Genomic DNA, 15,974 nt, shown 5'->3' with positions numbered 1-15,974 from the left:
CAAAATTAAGAAAAAACGCCCGTTTCCTTGCCTGATATGTTATGATTCCGCTATCTTTGCGGTCTCAAAATGCCCAAAAGCCTCCTTAGCTCAGTTGGTAGAGCACTTCATTCGTAATGAAGGGGTCGTAGGTTCAAGTCCTATAGGAGGCTCCTGACAATCAAGCACTTAACAAATATGTTAGGTGCTTTTTTTATGTGGTGTGCAATGTAATGTGCAATGCGTTTAGACAAATCGGCTTGATTAGGCAAAGAAAAAGGGCTAATTACGGCCCCTGTGTCATTAATCAATACCGGGCGGATTTAACCCGCCTGTAAAGTCAACAATCCGCCAAATAAGGGCGGTACGGGGTAATTGCTCAAACTCCTGTTCACTCATCGGGATATTTTCACCCTGCTTATCAATGGCCGTAATTCCTTCGCTTACTGCTCTCGCATCAATTACCCATCGAAAAGGAAAAACAGAAACTGCCTGCTATCGCTGGTAAGTTCGTAAAGCATCAGTCTTTCCAGCCAGTATGCCAGAAAGTAGCTGGCGTTTGGTTTTGATGTTGAAGTGGTTCATGCTTGAAAACGGGTGAAGGAAAGAAATTGCGTTCTGTTATAAACGAACGTTTACATAAGAACAAGATAAACAACATATATGCCCACAAGGGCATCTTGTAAGTATTTCTCAAAAAGAGCTTTTCTTGAGAAAAGACAAGCCAAAGATTTCCTTTACTGTCCTTCACGAAGCCCCGGGTAGGCAGTCCCTTAGGTTAGCTCAAAGGTATTCGGTTTACTAAAGGGAAGAAGCCAGCCGGAACCCTAGGTTGGCGTAGCCCAACCGGAAGGGGTTGCGATAGGCTACGTGGCTTTTAGCGGGTTCGCTGGACCGGTTACCACCCCGGAAAACACGATGCGGCCCAGTGGCAGGGCCCTTGGGATCATGTTCCGGACTGTTAGCATAATAGGTCTCATCATACCAATCGTTGCACCATTCAAAGACATTGCCCGACATATCATACAAGCCCAATTCATTGGCCTGTTTTTGACCAACAGGATGAATAGTTGATCCGCTGTTAGCAAACGTCCAGGCTACCGCATTGACATCATTACTACCCGCATAGTCAAATTCCTTGCTTTTTGTACCGCCTCTGGCAGCATACTCCCATTCGGCTTCGGTAGGCAGGCGATAGATCTTACCGGATAGGGTATTCAACTTTGTTATAAATGCCTGTATATCATCCCAGCCGACAGCGGTTACCGGACAATCCATACAATCAGTACGACCGGAAGGATTACTGCCCATAACCTGTTGCCAATGTGCCAGCGTAGTTTCATATTTAGCTATTTTGAAACTGCTTAGGGTAACATTATGGATTGGCTTTTCATTATCATTCTCATAGCCACCCATAGCAAACCTGCCGCCCTGCACCGTGACCATATCCGGCTCACTGATATCTCCAACCGCGGTTGCGTTTTCTGATAGCTTCGAGTTACTTTGCCACCGGGTAGCTGCCGCCGTTACAAGCAGAACGGCGATTAAAATGTAGTTCATCACTAGATTTTTTGCCGGCGTTTCCGGCACCTGTCTCTAAAATTCTATTAGGCCACTTTTCTACTTTGTATGTTTGGCGCTAATCGGCTGGGAGTGTGTCGAGTAAGCCTCCAAACAAGCTGACAAACAGAACAAACGAAGGTGGCAGCGTGAACTATGAAACGCCCAATTTAAGCAGCAGATATACGAATGTTTCTTCGTCTCGCATAGGAGCGTTCGGCGATACTCCTATATTGAAGTTAACCTAAGCTCTTCCTTAGTGCCTGTATTTATACCCTACTCTTTAGCCGAACTTCAATGTCCGGCTTTCGACGGAGCAGCTCAGTGATGAAGTCCATCTTGTCCTCAGGAGAGAGTAACACACTATCGAATCGATTATAGACTAATTCAATTCGATCCAGCGAGAGAGCGGGTGAACTAATAGGGTTCGGGTTTCGATGATCTTTTTGATGGAAGCAATGGGCAACGCTTTGTGAAAGAAAAGGCCTGATTGAATGGTAAGGGTATTTTTGTCCAGTTTATAACGTGTTGTCATAAACAAGTGTAGAATCAGTAGGGAAACCACCAAGATAATACTTACTCCTGCCCAAAGCTCTTTATAGACCATCAAGCTACTCAAACTAATAAATAAGCCCGCTAAGGAAATAGCTAGCTCAAGTCTTACTTTAGAGGGTGTTTGGGAATTGAGAAAGGTTGAGAGTCGTGCCAACTTTGTGGTCGCCAAACTACAGAGTCATGACCAAACAGTGGAAGCCACTGACCGACCCTCAATGGGCCGCAATCGCTCCAGCGACCCGGTTCGCCTTTTTTCGATCTCAAACGCAAGCGCAAACATAACCCGCGCCAGATGATCAACATTATTTTGTGGCTTCTGCGAACAGGTTGTCACGGGGCCGCTCGAGCGGTGGCGTAACCTACCTGAAGAGTGGCCCAACTGGCAGGCCGTTTACTACTACTTTGATCAGTGGAAGCAGGATGGCACCTTCGAGCGAATTAACGCAGCGTTAAATCACTTAGACCGTAAACGGGTCGATAGACAAGCCTACCCCTCTGTATTATGTATTGATGCACAGAGCATTAAACTAAACCCCATGATTTGCGATTATCGAGGTTTGGACGTCAATAAACGAGTCAACGGGCGAAAACGAGAGTTTGTCGTCGATACGGATGGCCGCTTGTGGGTGGTCGATGTGCATGGGACTAATGAAGCCGAGGGTCCAGCAGCCGTTCCTTTAGTCAGCACGATACTCTGGCGGGCTGGAGAGAGGTTGGAGAAGGTCTACGGGGATCAAGCATACAACGGGGTATTTGCCCAGGCGTTGGCTGCGTGGAGCATTGATTTCGAGAAAGCTTCGCGTCCTGAATCGGCTCGTGGTTTTGTGCCGGTAGCCAAACGGTGGGTAGTCGAACGGAGCATTGCGTGGACTAATCGCACGGGCGACCCCGTTCTTCCGGCGTATCGTCAAAGATTACGAGTACACGTTATCTTCTTCGGTGAGTTGGCTGTATCTAGCCAACATTCAGATCATGCTACAACGAATTTGACTGCTTGGCCAAACTTAATTCCCCAACACGTTTTAAGCTAGATCTAAAGCATCTTAAAGATAGCCGTGGCGAAGTCAGCTCGTAAATTCTTATCGACTAAGGTGGTGTACAGGTCCGATAAAACTACAACCTGTCTTTTGACGGGATCAAACTGGATCACAAAATTAAGATTGTACGTCTCCCAGTTGCCCGAGTAGACCGGGGTAAAAAGCTCATGTCCCGTTGAATAGGGCCGGAAATAACCCACCGTGGTTATCAACAACCAATGATCCGTACTGACCCACTGTCGGTAATGAATCAAAAAAGCACCGATTCGACTGGGTAGGCTATTGAGAAGAGTCGGTAGGTTTTTGGATTCTAGGCTAGGGGTAAAGTCAATCCAGGCCACCGGTCTATATAGCGTGAGGGCAAAGTCTTTGCCGAGTACGGGATGCTGTTGGAGCTGTTTTGCAAAACGCTCGGTGGCTGCTTTCGTTGCCCTGTTTCGGTAAATTCGGCGAATGATGAATCCGAGGGGAATTAATAACATCAGCGTCCAGATACTAATAAACAGACTAAAGTGCATGGGTTGAAGGGATTAATTGATGTTCCTACAATCCATACAACTGTAGTCGCATTTAGTCGTACGTAGCTTGAATCAAGCAAACATCCGCAATACACTCCTGCTTTCTTTACTGGCTAAAGGGGGCATTTAAAAAAGTACAAAAATGCCTGTCCCGCACCGCTTAGCGGACAGTGGCTGTTCCGGCCGGTGCGGTCGCAGACACCTATAAAAGGGTAAAATACAAGAATGCCAGTGGTGACATCCGATGTCACCACTGGCATTCTTTGAAGGGATGTTGTATAATACCAGTGGCTGTTGCAAAAGTAACTTATCTATCCATCAATGAGTTACTTTTGCAACAGCTACCAATGTTATGTGAAGCAGAGTCTGCGACGCAGACTCTTACTAACTGAAGTTACGCAGGGACTGGCTAATCGTACGTTTCTCCGAACGACCGATTTCCCAAGTAGTAGACACATAAACATTTCTTCATTTCAAGTAGGAGCGATTTCGGAAACGAAGAAATTTTATACAATATTTGTACTTAAACAAGAAGGGGAGTGGAACTTACCTTTATTGTATAACCACTAAAATTAGTCAAGCAACCCAGGCTTGTTGACCGTATATTACTGATAAAGTTGGACAGGTATTGACATCAGCGCAAGAGCGCGTCATATGGCACATTTCCATACCTAACTTTATTCGGGGACAGCAGCAAAAATCCAACAAGCCGCTCAGTTGCTGTGCACCATCCGTGACCAACCCGGTACCTATCAGGTCTATTTGTCGAATTACTACCACTACTGGTACTGTACTCACCGCTATTCTGATGACCCAGACCAGACCAAGACAACGCCACCAGTTAGCATTTGCTAAAGCATACCGAGCGGGTGAAGAGACAGGTACAAGAGCGGCTCAACATCATCTTCATTGACCCTCACTACATATTCCGGGCTATGCCTCATGACCATAAACAGGTGGATCGGGAGTTAGACAATTATCCCATCTATCTCCGACAGGGCATTACCACCTTATACCGGCCTAAAGTCCAACCCGTTTGCCTACTGAATTAACTAACTTCACCCCTGAAGCTCAAGGTCATAAGCAGTAGTTTAACGGGTCTTTTGCTTACTTCTCTTAAACGAATCGTAAGCTCAGCCGGTCAGCCAGGGCTGCCGCCCTATTCTGATGATTTACCCTTATATACCCTTTATTAGACAACCCAAAAACGATGAAAGAAGGCTTTTTTTATTCTAGCCATCGGCCACCGGGCGAGGTGACCTATCGGCTCAAACGGCAGATTGTAGCAGACTTCCAGCCGGCGTTAGCCAAAGCCACCGGAGTAAAGAAATACTGGATTCGCTGGCTACGAAGCGTTGCGCTGGAAAGTAGGTGTAATCAAAAACTGTATGCTAACGATCAGCTCAATCAATTGGTAACCTAGATCCACCAACAAAGCAGCTTGGGACATAGAATAAGCTTGGTCTACCGTATTGACTATGGAGCGAACTAGCACTTTTCTCGTTCCTTATAGCCCTTTCTTCTACTATACTATGCAGTTAAACCCTACCCACGGTATCAATTTTGAGCCAGGTGACTGGCAATCGATGCTGGCAAAAGCCAAACACGAAAACAAGCTTATTTTTCTGGACCTTTTCACCTCCTGGTGCGGTCCCTGTCAGTGGATGGATAAGGAGGTGTTCCCCAATGCTCAGGTTGGGGAAAAGTACAACGCCGCTTTTGTCAATTATAAAGCCGATGCCGAGAAGGGTGAAGGCCAAGAACTGGCCAAAAAGTTTAACGTTCGGGGGTATCCATCCTACTTTTTCGTCAATGCCGATGAGGAGGTCGTCTTTGCGGCAATGGGAGGGCGCCCCGTAGAGGAGTTTATGGCGTTGGCCGACGAGGCCTTCGCCACTCGTTCGGAAAAGCCTTTGGCTGCTTACCAGGCCGAATACGAGTCGGGTAAGCGCGATGCGGCTTTCATCAAAGCGTATCTGAAGCGGCTCAAACAGCTGGAGCAACCCTATACCGATGTATTTAACGCGTATTTGGCTAGTCTGCCAGCCGGGCAGCGACAGGTCGACGAAACACTTCAACTCTTGTTGGACTACCCAAAGGTGCTGGTCCTCAATAGCAGGGCCTACGAACTCTACCAGGCAAATCAGGCCCGCGTCCATGAGCTCATGGGGTCCATGCAGGAGAATCAACCACCGCCCATGGCGATAGCCGTGATGCAAACCCTAAGGCAGGCTCGTCAGCAGAAAGATGCCGATTTGTTTGAACAAGCGGTTGCGCTGATGATCGAGCATGCAGGCAGCCAGGATGATAGCCGATCCAAAGAAGCCAACGAACAACAAGCGTTTGGTCTGCGCATGGATTTTTATCGACACGTAGGCAATACAGCAAAGCTGATTGAGGTAGCCAACCAGTATATGGACGGTACGCCCATGAGCCTTAGTTTGGCCGACCTTCACCAGCGAGATAAGGAGCAATATGAGGAGGTTATGGGGCCCTATTTGCGGGGGGAGCGCGACTCGAGTACGATCGAAAAGTTTGAGGAGATGAGGGCTTATTATCAATCGGCCTACTCCTCGGCTTTAGCCATGCAGCTGAACCAGGGAGCGTGGGCTTTCTACGAGGCTGTTGATGAGCCGGAATTGCTTGAAAAAGCCTTAAGCTGGGCGAAACGTTCAGTGGCTATTCGGCAGCAGGCGGCCAACCTGGATACGTATGCTCACCTGTTGTATAAACTCGGACGTCGGCAGGAAGCCATTGAGTGGCAGACCAAAGCCGTTGTGGCCGATGGCGATACCGACCATAGCAGTAGTAAAGAGGTGCTGGAGAAAATGAAAGCGGGCACCTTATAGGATAGTCAGGACCCCACAGGCAGCCCCTGGCTTACCACCAGATTGTTCAGCATCCTGGGGGTCATGTACTGGCTCCCTGGCGAGCCAATCAAGTAATAAATGAAGACAAAACACGAGTTCAAGCTGAACGACCTAGTAATCCTAATTAACCCGATGACTGCTGAGGAGCTAGAAGCGGCTAATCCCGACATTGACTGGCCCGTACCGGTGATCAGTCAGTATGGGCAGCGGGTGCACTGCTGGAATAGCCAACGACGCGAGTTTACCATCACCTTAAGTGCGACCGAGATTAAGAAAGCAGATTGATCAGAAAGGTTACGATTAGCGAGCATAGGAATGGGACAGCAAGTGAACTGGTTTACCCTACAGTAACCTATCCTCTTTCCAATCAAAGAAGGGTAATAGTAACCGGTTCGCTTACGGGCGACTCCTGAAAGGAGGTGGCTTAGGGTTAAATCCGAAGGGTAGTAAGCGGTTGGCCTACCCGAATCTGAGCCCATCGGCTGACGGGCTTAGCTTGAGTGGGGGGCATCGGCTCGGCCAGTACGTACTGGCCAAACAGAAGTTTGTGATCGTGCTGGCGATAGCTAGTCAAGGTTCGCAGCGGTTCGGGACCTTTCTGAGCCGTCAACGGATCAATCGTTGTCAATACACAACGGCCACAGGATTCGCCCCGGTAGAAGGTAGCGTCCCCAATCCGAAACCGCTCCCAGGTATCTTCGGCATGTGGTTCACTGCCCCGGACAACAATGTTAGGCCTGAATCGAAGCATGGAGACCGGTTCTGTTAACCGCTCATTGAGGGCATCGAGTGAGCCCTGGCCAATCAGCAGAAAAGGGTACCCATCAGCAAAGCTAACCGCTTCCTGATAATGAGCATAGGCCGGATCAACCGCCCGTACCGTACTGTCGGGCATGAACACCAACCGGCAGTCCTGGCCTAGTGTCCGGCTAAACCAGTGGTCTGCCTGGTGACTCACGGCCACGGCGGGGATGTTGTGGCTATCCCAAACATGGACCTTAAGGGTTGACGTAATTGAGTCTTGCGGGAGCGTCAGGGGTAGGGTCAACCGATCGTCGGGTTGGTGGCGATGCCAGACCCGCATACTCCGATGACGGTCAATGGCCACATCCAGCAGGGCCATTTGCGGACAGCGGTGCTGGGTCAGGGCGTTTCCGTCGGGGGTAACCAGCATCCAGCGCCGGTCGAATTGAAAGCCTCTATCCAACAGGGTAGCCTGCTGAAGCAGAATGCCACTCAGTGACTTAATGGGATAGATATACAGGTGCGAAACAGTAATCATCGGCCTTAGCGACAAACGAAGTAAAGCGATTGGCAAGGCCTACCGGGATCAGGAGTCCCGGCTCCGCGTCCACGAACAATCAATCGATGGGCTCGATGGGCGGGACATAGCCGTGCTGATCGCTTGCAAGTGTCAACCGGTTACGTTCGAAAGAAGCTGGTGTTGGGATTGACCTTGTGAGCCAGTGGCCCAGGGTACGGGTGTTAATACCCCAATGGCGACCGCATTGTCTGCTTGTCAATAAAGGCGCTAGCCTACGAGTCAGTAGCGATCTTTATAACTTTTTAAAAATGAATTTTACCGCTATAACAGCTTCACGTTTACGCTAGGCATACCAATCTATATATTGTACTTTTCATAGGTACAGTTCAAAAAGGCAACCTTTTCGTGGTCGAATTGACGGAAAAGTAATTTTTGCACTTTTTACAGATAACGGAAATACACTTTCAGGTTATCTAGGATGATGAATCAAGGCTTGGCTAATGTCTTTTCGAGCTGATAAAACCATTTTCAAGGCATTGAGCGCTCCCTGTGCATGCATGGTTTTCGGGAGTGAACGCACCGGCGGCCCGGCAACCCACAATCTTGCGCGAGAAAGCATCCATAATGACCTACAAATAGGCACAGTTGGCTCCAACTGGAATGGCTGTCCAACGCTCAATCCGTCACAAAGGGGGTTACTTCTAGTCGCTACCGAAGTGTCGGCTACATCAGGTATAAACGGAACTGGCCCTTAGTGCAAAACCGGCGCTGTTTGACTATCCTCAACTACCGGTCGAACAATCATCCGACGACCAACGAGCAAAATCAGCAGCGCCCCCGTAGCCGCTGCCGCCATGATACTGATCATGGGTACGGCCGACTGAGAATCAAAGACGCTAACGGCCACCGAAGCAAGCGCCCCAATGCCCATCTGCAGAGCACCCATCAGGGCCGAAGCACTGCCGGCATTATGGGCAAAGGAAGCTAATGACAACGCCGATGTATTCGGATTAGTAAAACCCAGACAGCACAGAAAGGCAAATAAAAACGCAATCGTGCTAAAGAGTCCTAGCAGGCCTAGTAGCGCACTGAGTAAGAAAGTGAGGCCAATGATCGACTGACTCAGTAAGGCCACCGGAACAATTTGTTCACTTCGAAAGGAACGCAACGCGATACTATTGAGTTGACTGGAGCCAATAAAGCCGACCGACAAAAAGGCGAATATCCATCCATATCCCTGGCCACTGACTCCGTATATACCCATAAATACCTGCGCTGATCCAGCCACGTAAGCGAATAACCCCGAGAATGTAACCGCACCGGTCAGCGCGTAGGTATAAAACTGGGGCTCCCGAAGCACCGACCAGAAGCGGGTAAGAATGGGTTTGGGCTTTAACGAATACGAGGGATCCGGCTGATAGCTTTCAGGCAGCCAGAAAATACAGGCCAGCAGAATGAGCGTTCCCAGCACCATCAAAATCAGAAATACCGCCTGCCATCCATACCCTGCAATGACGTAGCCGCCTAGCGTAGGGGCAATCATGGGAGAAGCCCCCAGCACCAGCAAGAGCAGGGAGAAGACCTTGGCATTGTCCTCAATGGGAAACAAATCCCGCACCATTGCTACGGCAGCAACTGCAGCGGCACAACTACCAATGGCCTGCACAAATCGAAGGGCGATGAGCATATCGACCGAGTGAATGAAGAGGCAACCGGCGGAGGCTACTACGTAGAGAATCAGCCCTACGTAAAGCGGCTTCTTTCGCCCAAAGCGGTCAAGCAGAGGGCCATACAGCAATTGCCCGGCCGAAATACCGATAAAGAAGCTCGACAGGGAAAGCGAGACACGGGCAACGGTGGTGTGCAGATCGTTGGCTATCGCCAGAAAACCGGGCAGATACATGTCAATTGAGAAAGGTCCTAGCGCCGATAAGGAGCCCAGAATCAGGATTAAAAAGACGTATCGTTTTGTCGTCATTGTGGCTGAATTACGCTGTGACGTATTGTTGAGTCGGTTGGCGGCTCCTCTATTCAAGTAGTTACTAACTGATAGGGGCACTTTAAGAAGAAGCAGTTCCTGTAAATGGTTCCTCACCGTCCGCTACCAATAAAAAGATAATTCACCATTCCGACGGGGGCGGGCTAGGATGTAAATGGAAGTGATGTGGCCTGGCTTCGGAACGGGTCGGGCCGCACCGCTAAGCGCGGTCCCCGTTGCTGCGTACCGTGGCTGGTTCAGCCACTGCGACGCCGGGGCTATGACCAGTTAAGACTATTACTATTATTCGAGATTTAGCAATAGAGAAATTTATTTCTGTCTGGGAAAAACGGGCGTTTTAATAGACGGTGCCTATCCCTTATTCCGCACTGAAAACTTTGTTGCGATGATTTACGCCCCAATCCTTCATGGCATAGATCAGGGGCGTTAACGTGTCGGCGTAGGGTTCGGCGGTATACAAAATCTTAACGGGGTAATCCCCCACTACGGTTCGCTTGATGAGTTTATGCTCCTCAAGCTCCTTGAGTTCCTTGGCCAATACCTTCGGTGTAAGACCAGGAATACTCTCCTGAATATCGGTGAACCGATCATTGCCGATCGAAACCGAGATTATGATCGGCAGTTTCCACTTGCCATTGATCACATCCAACGTATCCCGCACCGGCTTTACCGTATCTAGGCAATTTAAAGGCCCTTTTTTAACCGCCATATCCCTTTTAATACTATCTTACTTTCCTTTAGGAAACTACTATACAAAGGAAAGTAATATAGGGTAATTTTGCAACCTAATTTACTCAAACTGAGGTATGAAAATTGGAATTGTAGGCGTAGGCCACATTGGTAAAACACTGGCCTTACAATTGGCCAAGGCAGGACATGATGTATCAGTGGCTAATTCGAAGGCACCCGAAAACATAAATCCAGCGGTACTGGCTACGGGTGCCCGAGCGGTTACCGTTCAGCAAGCCGTGCAGGATAAAGAGGTAATCATCTTGTCCATTCCCTTGAATCGCATTCCCGAGGTTGCTCCTCTTCTTACCGGGGTGCCCCAAGAAACAACGGTCATCGACACGGCTAATTATTACCCTGCGCGCGACAGTCGCATCGACGAAATTGAAGCGGGACAGGTAGAAAGTCTATGGGTCAAGCAGCAACTGGGGCGACCGATTGCCAAAGCCTGGAATGCCATTGGTTCCGATTCGTTGGCCACAAAAGGCAAACCAGCTGGAAGCTCAGACCGTATTGCCATTCCGATAGCCGCCGATCGGGACTCGGATAGGACCCTAACGATGAAACTGGTGGAGGACACCGGATTTGATGCCTTCGATACCGGTTCCTTGGCTGATTCGTGGCGGCAGCAACCAGGTGCACCGATCTATTGTACTGATCTGACGGTCAGCGAAATACAGGCCTTGGTTGATACAGCCGAAAAAGAACGGTTGCCCGCGCGGAGAGATTTGGCGGTTGCCGCTATTATGGAGCGAATGAGCAGTGCCACCAAAAACCCCGATGCGGCATACGGCGTTCGTCTGAGTCGTGCACTTTATATGTAACGATAACAATAGTGGACGTATGGCGTCTTTAGAAGAAAAGGTAGATACGCCCCCTTTGTAAAAAAAAGAATCAAATGTCACAGTCAACAATCACAATGAAAGCCTGGCAGCTTCACGCGTTCGGGTTAGAAAATTTAAAACTCGGTAGCGTAACCAGGCCCACACCAAAACCGCATGAAATCCTAATTAAAGTCGGGGCGGTTTCGCTCAATTTTAGGGACAAAGCCATTGTTGATGGAATTTACGAGCCGGACCTGGTGCCTAAGCGATTGATTCCTGTATCCGACGCGGTAGGCACTATTATTCAGGTAGGGTCCAAAGTGACCCGCTTTAAGGTGGGGGACCGCGTTATTTCGCATCTGTACTCGCACTGGATTGATGGTACACCAGCACCTGATGAACCGGCACATTGCCTTGGAACGCCTTATCCTGGTGGACTCGCTGAATATATGATTCTGGAAGCCGAATCGGCGGTATTGGCCCCGGATTCATTGACGGATGAAGAAGCCTCCACGCTGCCTATTGCCGCTTTGACCGCCTGGTTCTCCCTCGTCACCTACGGCAATCTGAAGGCTGGTGAAACAGTGGTGATCCAGGGAACCGGGGGCGTATCCATTTTCGGGTTACAAATTGCCCATGCCTTAGGGGCTCGCGTGATTGTGACGACTAGCAGCGACGCCAAAGGCGAATTGGCCCGCCAGCTGGGAGCCAACGAAGTCATCAATTACGTGACTACCCCGGATTGGGCCGCGGAAGTGCAGAAGCTGACAAACGGCAAAGGTGCTGATCAGCTACTGGAAGTTGTCGGTGGAGATGGATTGAACGACTCAGTGGAAGCCACCAAAGTCACCGGACAGATAGCAGTCATCGGCTTTCTGGCCGGGCAAACGACCAATCTCAACTTGATGCGCGTAATCTTCAAGCAGACCCGAATTCAGGGGATTGCGGTTGGCCATCTGCGGGCCTTCGAGGAAATGAACCAGGCGTTTGATCGGTATGAGATCAAGCCGGTGATCGAGAAAGTGTATCCCTTCGAGGAAGCGGTTCAAGCCTATGAGCACTTAGCGAAAGGGGCCTTTGGTAAGATTGTGATCAAAATGTAATTCCGCCTAATCGCATTAAAGACAGATGCCCTTTGGGGCATTTGTTTTGCTTCTTTTGTTAACAAATGCTCAACTCACTTTTCATCAATTAAATAATCATCCACCTACTAATTCTCAAATACGCTCTTTTTAGGGGAATGAATGTGGTAATCCACGAATAATCGCTTAATATAATACCTTATTTTCTTCCCTTTCCAAGTTAAAATCCGGCCCATTTTCAGCCCTTCTATAGGGGGCAAGATCTTGAATTAATCCCTTAACATAAGAATCCTTATGCAAGGAGACGGAGAATAGTACAATTTTCAAGCCCGTAACCGCTTTGCTAGAGGGATTGCCTAAACGACTTTTCAACCGGAAACGGCCCGCCCTAACGGCCAATGGAGAACCAGGCTGATTAGCTAACCACCCAGTTAGGAGTGTACCAATCAATAACCCTGTTTGGTAATTTGACCACTTCTGTCGTCCTTGAGCCAAACTTTAATTCAATTACAATGCCAACAGGAACCGTCAAATTTTTTAATGAGGGTAAAGGCTTCGGCTTTATTAAACCCGATGATGGGGGCGAAGATGTGTTTGTACACATTTCAGCTACCAGTGAAGAACTCCGAGAGAATGACAAAGTGACCTACAATGTCGAGCAGGGTAAAAAGGGCTTGAATGCGGTCAACGTCAAACGGACGTAAGGCCATAGGAGCGGTCCTCCAGTAGTACAGAGAGAACAGGCTATTAAAGCCTGTTCTTTTAATTTTGGGTAAGATGGCTTAAATTAACTCGCTTTCACCTTTAATGAAGGTAGTTGAGCAAACGGATTCAAGCTTATTTAAGCTCATAGCGTTTAACGAACGCTGATTGGATAAAAACCTTGTTTAAACAAATGTCGACAACGGGTAATATGTATAACCTAATCTATAAGGTTTCAGAATTGTCTTTTTCCGCTGTTTGAGCTGTAAAACAGGCCGATACCTGCTTTGTCAAGATTTTGTACTTTTCATATTAATCGTTCGGTAAAGGCAGGGTTTTATAAATGCACCCTCTCCCTATTTGTAGAAGTAGCCAACTTTTTGACGATGCCTTCAGGACTTTTTGCTTTGTTAGATGATATCTCGGCGCTGGTAAAAGCAAGTGCTGCCAGTTTAGATGATGTGCCTGCTCAAGTAGCGAAAACGACCGGAAAAGTGTCGGGCATTGTCATTGACGATACGGCCGTTACGCCCAAATATGTCGTAGGGCTCGATCCATCTCGGGAGCTGGTTATTATTTACCGGATTGCCAAAAAATCACTGATCAATAAACTCTTGATATTAAGTCCGGCAGCTTTGTTGCTTGGCTACTTTGCCCCTTGGGCTATTACGCCTATTTTAATGGTTGGTGGTGCTTATTTATGTTTTGAAGGCTACGAAAAGGTTCATTCCCTGTTTACTCACCGCGATAGGAACACTGAACGAGAGCCGGTAAAAGAGATTACTCCCGATGAATTAGAGAAGGAACGAGTGGGTAGTGCGGTTCGCACCGATATTATTCTGTCGGCAGAAATTATGGCCATTGCTTATAGCCAGGTAACCGGCCAGGCGATCGTCAATCAGATTGTGGTGATGCTGGCGGTGGCCGTTTTTATTACGGTGGCTGTCTATGGATTTGTTGGCTTGATTGTTAAAGCCGATGATATGGGGCTACATCTGGCTGGCGATCAATACCCCGCTGCTACTCAAAAAATAGGTCGCGGCCTTGTAAAATTTATGCCGCATTTCTTGAGTTGGCTAGGTTATGTAGGTACAGCAGCCATGCTTTGGGTCGGTGCCGAAATCATAGCGCATGGCATACCGTTTACCGCTCATTTACTGCACAATTTGGAACAGGCCCTATCCTCTATGCCGATAGTAGCCTGGTTTACCAAAGCCCTGGCTTGTGGCGTTGCCGGACTTGTAATAGGGTTTATCATTGAGACGCTTGTAGTGCTGATGAAGAAGGTATTTTTCCAGCCCAGGAAGTAGCGCAAACAGCTAAACAGCTCAACCAATTTCGCGCCTTGCGCACCTGTTTTTTGATTTTCAGTCAACCAACAAACCTTCATAGTTTGTAGCTACTCCGACTAACTCAGTGCTCCTACCTGTTTAAAAAGCGTTCATTGACGGTTTACTTTGAGCAATGGCATAAGAAACCCCTTGTATTGATTCTGCCTTTGTCTCACTTGGTCAAAGTATTCTTCACCAAGTGTGTCGGTGATTTCCAGCATCAGGGTCTCCTACAAACAGTGCCAAATATGACACTAAAGTTTGGAGTAGAAATGTCCTCGAAGCGGCCCGATGGCAGCTCACTTAAAGATGGAATCTTCGGCATGCCTCTTTTACCTCAACGGCCCGCTCAGTACGTTCAGTCGTCCATAAAGTGACTTTTCGGGGCGTATGCGACTGATTGTAGTAGACAGCTAGTAAAGGGCCCGACCCGAATCGGACCGTTGCTGTAGCAGGGCCGCTTTTTGTTTATATAGGGTTGAATAAATCAATGGTCCCGCTCGTCCTGACTCGCTGGCCAGAATGCGTACAGCAACGTACCCATTAGCAGACCCCAGCCAACAGCGCGGGATACGTTATAGGAGGTCGGAGTTGGCATGTCGACTATTCCGGTTTGATCGGTGATGGCTGCTTGTTTCACGTACCGACCTTCTGATGGGATGGACTGCTCCTCGAAATTATCGGCTAAGTGATTCAGTTTTATCTGGAGTTCGTACCCTCGAACCGAAACGCCGTGTCCCGTGCCGACGGCCAGCGGATTCAAATCGGCCAGCGTTTGGACTGACTGCCGGGCAGCATTCCAATCGCAGGTGAAATAGGCTGGTGGGCCATGAAATTCCTCTCGCTGGGTAGCGACTGAAATAGCCGAGTTCTGGTTGGTTGTTATAAAGGCATCGCCCGCGATGAGCGTCCGGTCGTTCTGTCGGAAGAGTGAGATATGGCCCGGCGCATGGCCTGGTGTGTGAATAACCTGCCAGCCCGGTAGTTCGGAGATTTGACCACCGGTTGGGATTGCCCGAACGCGGTTGCCAAAATCGTCGGGCCCGATGGGAAATATAAACGAACTGTACGAGATGAAGCCGCCACCAATGGCTGGGTCGGGTGGGGGGTAACTCGACTTTCCGGTTAGGTAGGGCACTTCGAGCGAGTGTGCATAAACGGGCACCTCCGACCATTCTTTCAGCAGCGACTTCAACGCACCCGTGTGATCAAAGTGGCCGTGTGTCAGGACAATAGCGTCAGGTTTGGCACCAGGCCCAAACAGCGCTTCGGCTTTCTTTTTAATCTGGCCCGCGTAACCCGGCAAACCCGCATCAACCAGCACCCAGGGGTTGCCTTGGCCAGGTATACCGATGAAGAACAGGTTAACCATTAACGTTTTTAGACCCGCAACATCATCGGTGACATCGTAGGGTGATGACAGCGCTGTGTTATTTGGTTTATCAAGATCATTTTGAGCTTCCATTTTAGCGTTGAGTAGTTTATTGCTCAACCTACTCGTCCAATAAATTGTTCATATGCATA

15 protein-coding genes, 1 tRNA gene and 1 pseudogene are annotated in these 15,974 nt (G+C 48.8%); 10 read left to right on the top strand and 7 right to left on the bottom strand.

Features of this window, described 5'->3' with window-relative positions; translation table 11 throughout:
- Positions 1–79 precede the first annotated feature (79 nt).
- A tRNA-Thr gene (locus B156_RS0103625) sits at positions 80–152 on the top strand.
- A gap of 628 nt (positions 153–780) precedes the next feature.
- Here B156_RS0103625 and B156_RS0103620 read toward each other — a convergent pair.
- Together B156_RS0103620 and B156_RS32545 are read right to left on the bottom strand one after the other, a co-directional pair.
- The gene (locus tag B156_RS0103620) at positions 781–1,539 is read right to left on the bottom strand and encodes a formylglycine-generating enzyme family protein (protein ID WP_018618272.1); all 759 of its coding nucleotides are present in this window, start codon (positions 1,537–1,539) and stop codon (positions 781–783) included.
- A gap of 269 nt (positions 1,540–1,808) precedes the next feature.
- A pseudogene (locus B156_RS32545) lies at positions 1,809–2,074 on the bottom strand (PH domain-containing protein).
- 556 nt (positions 2,075–2,630) lie between these two features.
- Here B156_RS32545 and B156_RS32475 point away from each other — a divergent pair.
- Positions 2,631–3,125 (top strand): hypothetical protein, encoded by a 495-nt coding sequence (locus B156_RS32475; RefSeq protein ID WP_342664395.1) that lies wholly within the window; start codon positions 2,631–2,633, stop codon positions 3,123–3,125.
- Positions 3,126–3,127: 2 nt separating this feature from the next.
- On the opposite strand, the gene B156_RS0103610 is transcribed toward B156_RS32475, so the two are convergent.
- Complete coding sequence (locus tag B156_RS0103610) at positions 3,128–3,649, bottom strand: hypothetical protein (protein WP_018618270.1); 522 nt, start codon at positions 3,647–3,649, stop codon at positions 3,128–3,130.
- A gap of 848 nt (positions 3,650–4,497) precedes the next feature.
- Here B156_RS0103610 and B156_RS31255 point away from each other — a divergent pair.
- The 4 genes from B156_RS31255 (at position 4,498) to B156_RS0103595 (ending at position 6,804) form a co-directional block, all read left to right on the top strand.
- Entirely contained in the window at positions 4,498–4,701 is a 204-nt protein-coding gene (locus B156_RS31255; protein ID WP_157626894.1) for a hypothetical protein, read from the top strand.
- Between the two features lie 158 nt (positions 4,702–4,859).
- Positions 4,860–5,072 carry a hypothetical protein gene (locus tag B156_RS0103605; RefSeq protein ID WP_018618269.1) on the top strand — a complete coding sequence of 71 codons (213 nt, stop codon included), beginning with the start codon at positions 4,860–4,862 and terminating at the stop codon, positions 5,070–5,072.
- Between the two features lie 109 nt (positions 5,073–5,181).
- Positions 5,182–6,498, top strand: a complete 1,317-nt coding sequence (locus B156_RS0103600; RefSeq protein ID WP_018618268.1) for a thioredoxin family protein — start codon at positions 5,182–5,184, stop codon at positions 6,496–6,498.
- Between the two features lie 99 nt (positions 6,499–6,597).
- Positions 6,598–6,804: a hypothetical protein gene (locus B156_RS0103595; RefSeq protein WP_018618267.1), complete on the top strand. Its 207-nt coding sequence runs from the start codon at positions 6,598–6,600 to the stop codon at positions 6,802–6,804.
- Between the two features lie 145 nt (positions 6,805–6,949).
- Here the strand turns inward: B156_RS0103595 and B156_RS0103590 are convergent, their stop codons facing one another.
- From B156_RS0103590 to B156_RS0103580, 3 genes are all read right to left on the bottom strand, one after another.
- The gene (locus tag B156_RS0103590) at positions 6,950–7,801 is read right to left on the bottom strand and encodes an MOSC domain-containing protein (RefSeq protein WP_018618266.1); all 852 of its coding nucleotides are present in this window, start codon (positions 7,799–7,801) and stop codon (positions 6,950–6,952) included.
- A 733-nt stretch (positions 7,802–8,534) separates the two neighbouring features.
- On the bottom strand, positions 8,535–9,761 hold the full coding sequence (locus B156_RS0103585; protein WP_018618265.1) for a multidrug effflux MFS transporter: 1,227 nt from the start codon (positions 9,759–9,761) through the stop codon (positions 8,535–8,537).
- A 379-nt stretch (positions 9,762–10,140) separates the two neighbouring features.
- Positions 10,141–10,491, bottom strand: a complete 351-nt coding sequence (locus B156_RS0103580; protein ID WP_018618264.1) for a winged helix-turn-helix transcriptional regulator — start codon at positions 10,489–10,491, stop codon at positions 10,141–10,143.
- A gap of 97 nt (positions 10,492–10,588) precedes the next feature.
- On the opposite strand from B156_RS0103580, the gene B156_RS0103575 reads away from it, so the two are divergent.
- The 4 genes from B156_RS0103575 to B156_RS0103560 all read left to right on the top strand — a co-directional run bounded on the left by B156_RS0103575 (position 10,589) and on the right by B156_RS0103560 (position 14,429).
- Entirely contained in the window at positions 10,589–11,335 is a 747-nt protein-coding gene (locus B156_RS0103575; protein WP_018618263.1) for an NADPH-dependent F420 reductase, read from the top strand.
- A gap of 74 nt (positions 11,336–11,409) precedes the next feature.
- Complete coding sequence (locus B156_RS0103570; protein ID WP_211211215.1) at positions 11,410–12,438, top strand: zinc-dependent alcohol dehydrogenase family protein; 1,029 nt, start codon at positions 11,410–11,412, stop codon at positions 12,436–12,438.
- Between the two features lie 491 nt (positions 12,439–12,929).
- Positions 12,930–13,121, top strand: coding sequence for a cold-shock protein (locus B156_RS0103565; RefSeq protein WP_018618261.1), 192 nt, complete (start codon positions 12,930–12,932; stop codon positions 13,119–13,121).
- Between the two features lie 384 nt (positions 13,122–13,505).
- A complete protein-coding gene (locus B156_RS0103560; protein WP_018618260.1) occupies positions 13,506–14,429 on the top strand; it encodes a DUF808 domain-containing protein in 924 nt (307 codons plus the stop codon).
- 508 nt (positions 14,430–14,937) lie between these two features.
- Here the strand turns inward: B156_RS0103560 and B156_RS0103550 are convergent.
- Positions 14,938–15,915: an MBL fold metallo-hydrolase gene (locus B156_RS0103550; protein ID WP_018618258.1), complete on the bottom strand. Its 978-nt coding sequence runs from the start codon at positions 15,913–15,915 to the stop codon at positions 14,938–14,940.
- Positions 15,916–15,974 lie beyond the last annotated feature (59 nt).

This window comes from Spirosoma luteum DSM 19990 (assembly GCF_000374065.1).
GTDB lineage: Bacteria > Bacteroidota > Bacteroidia > Cytophagales > Spirosomataceae > Spirosoma > Spirosoma luteum.
Note: the sequence above shows the minus strand (reverse complement) of the source record. Positions and strands in the feature narration are given on the sequence as shown.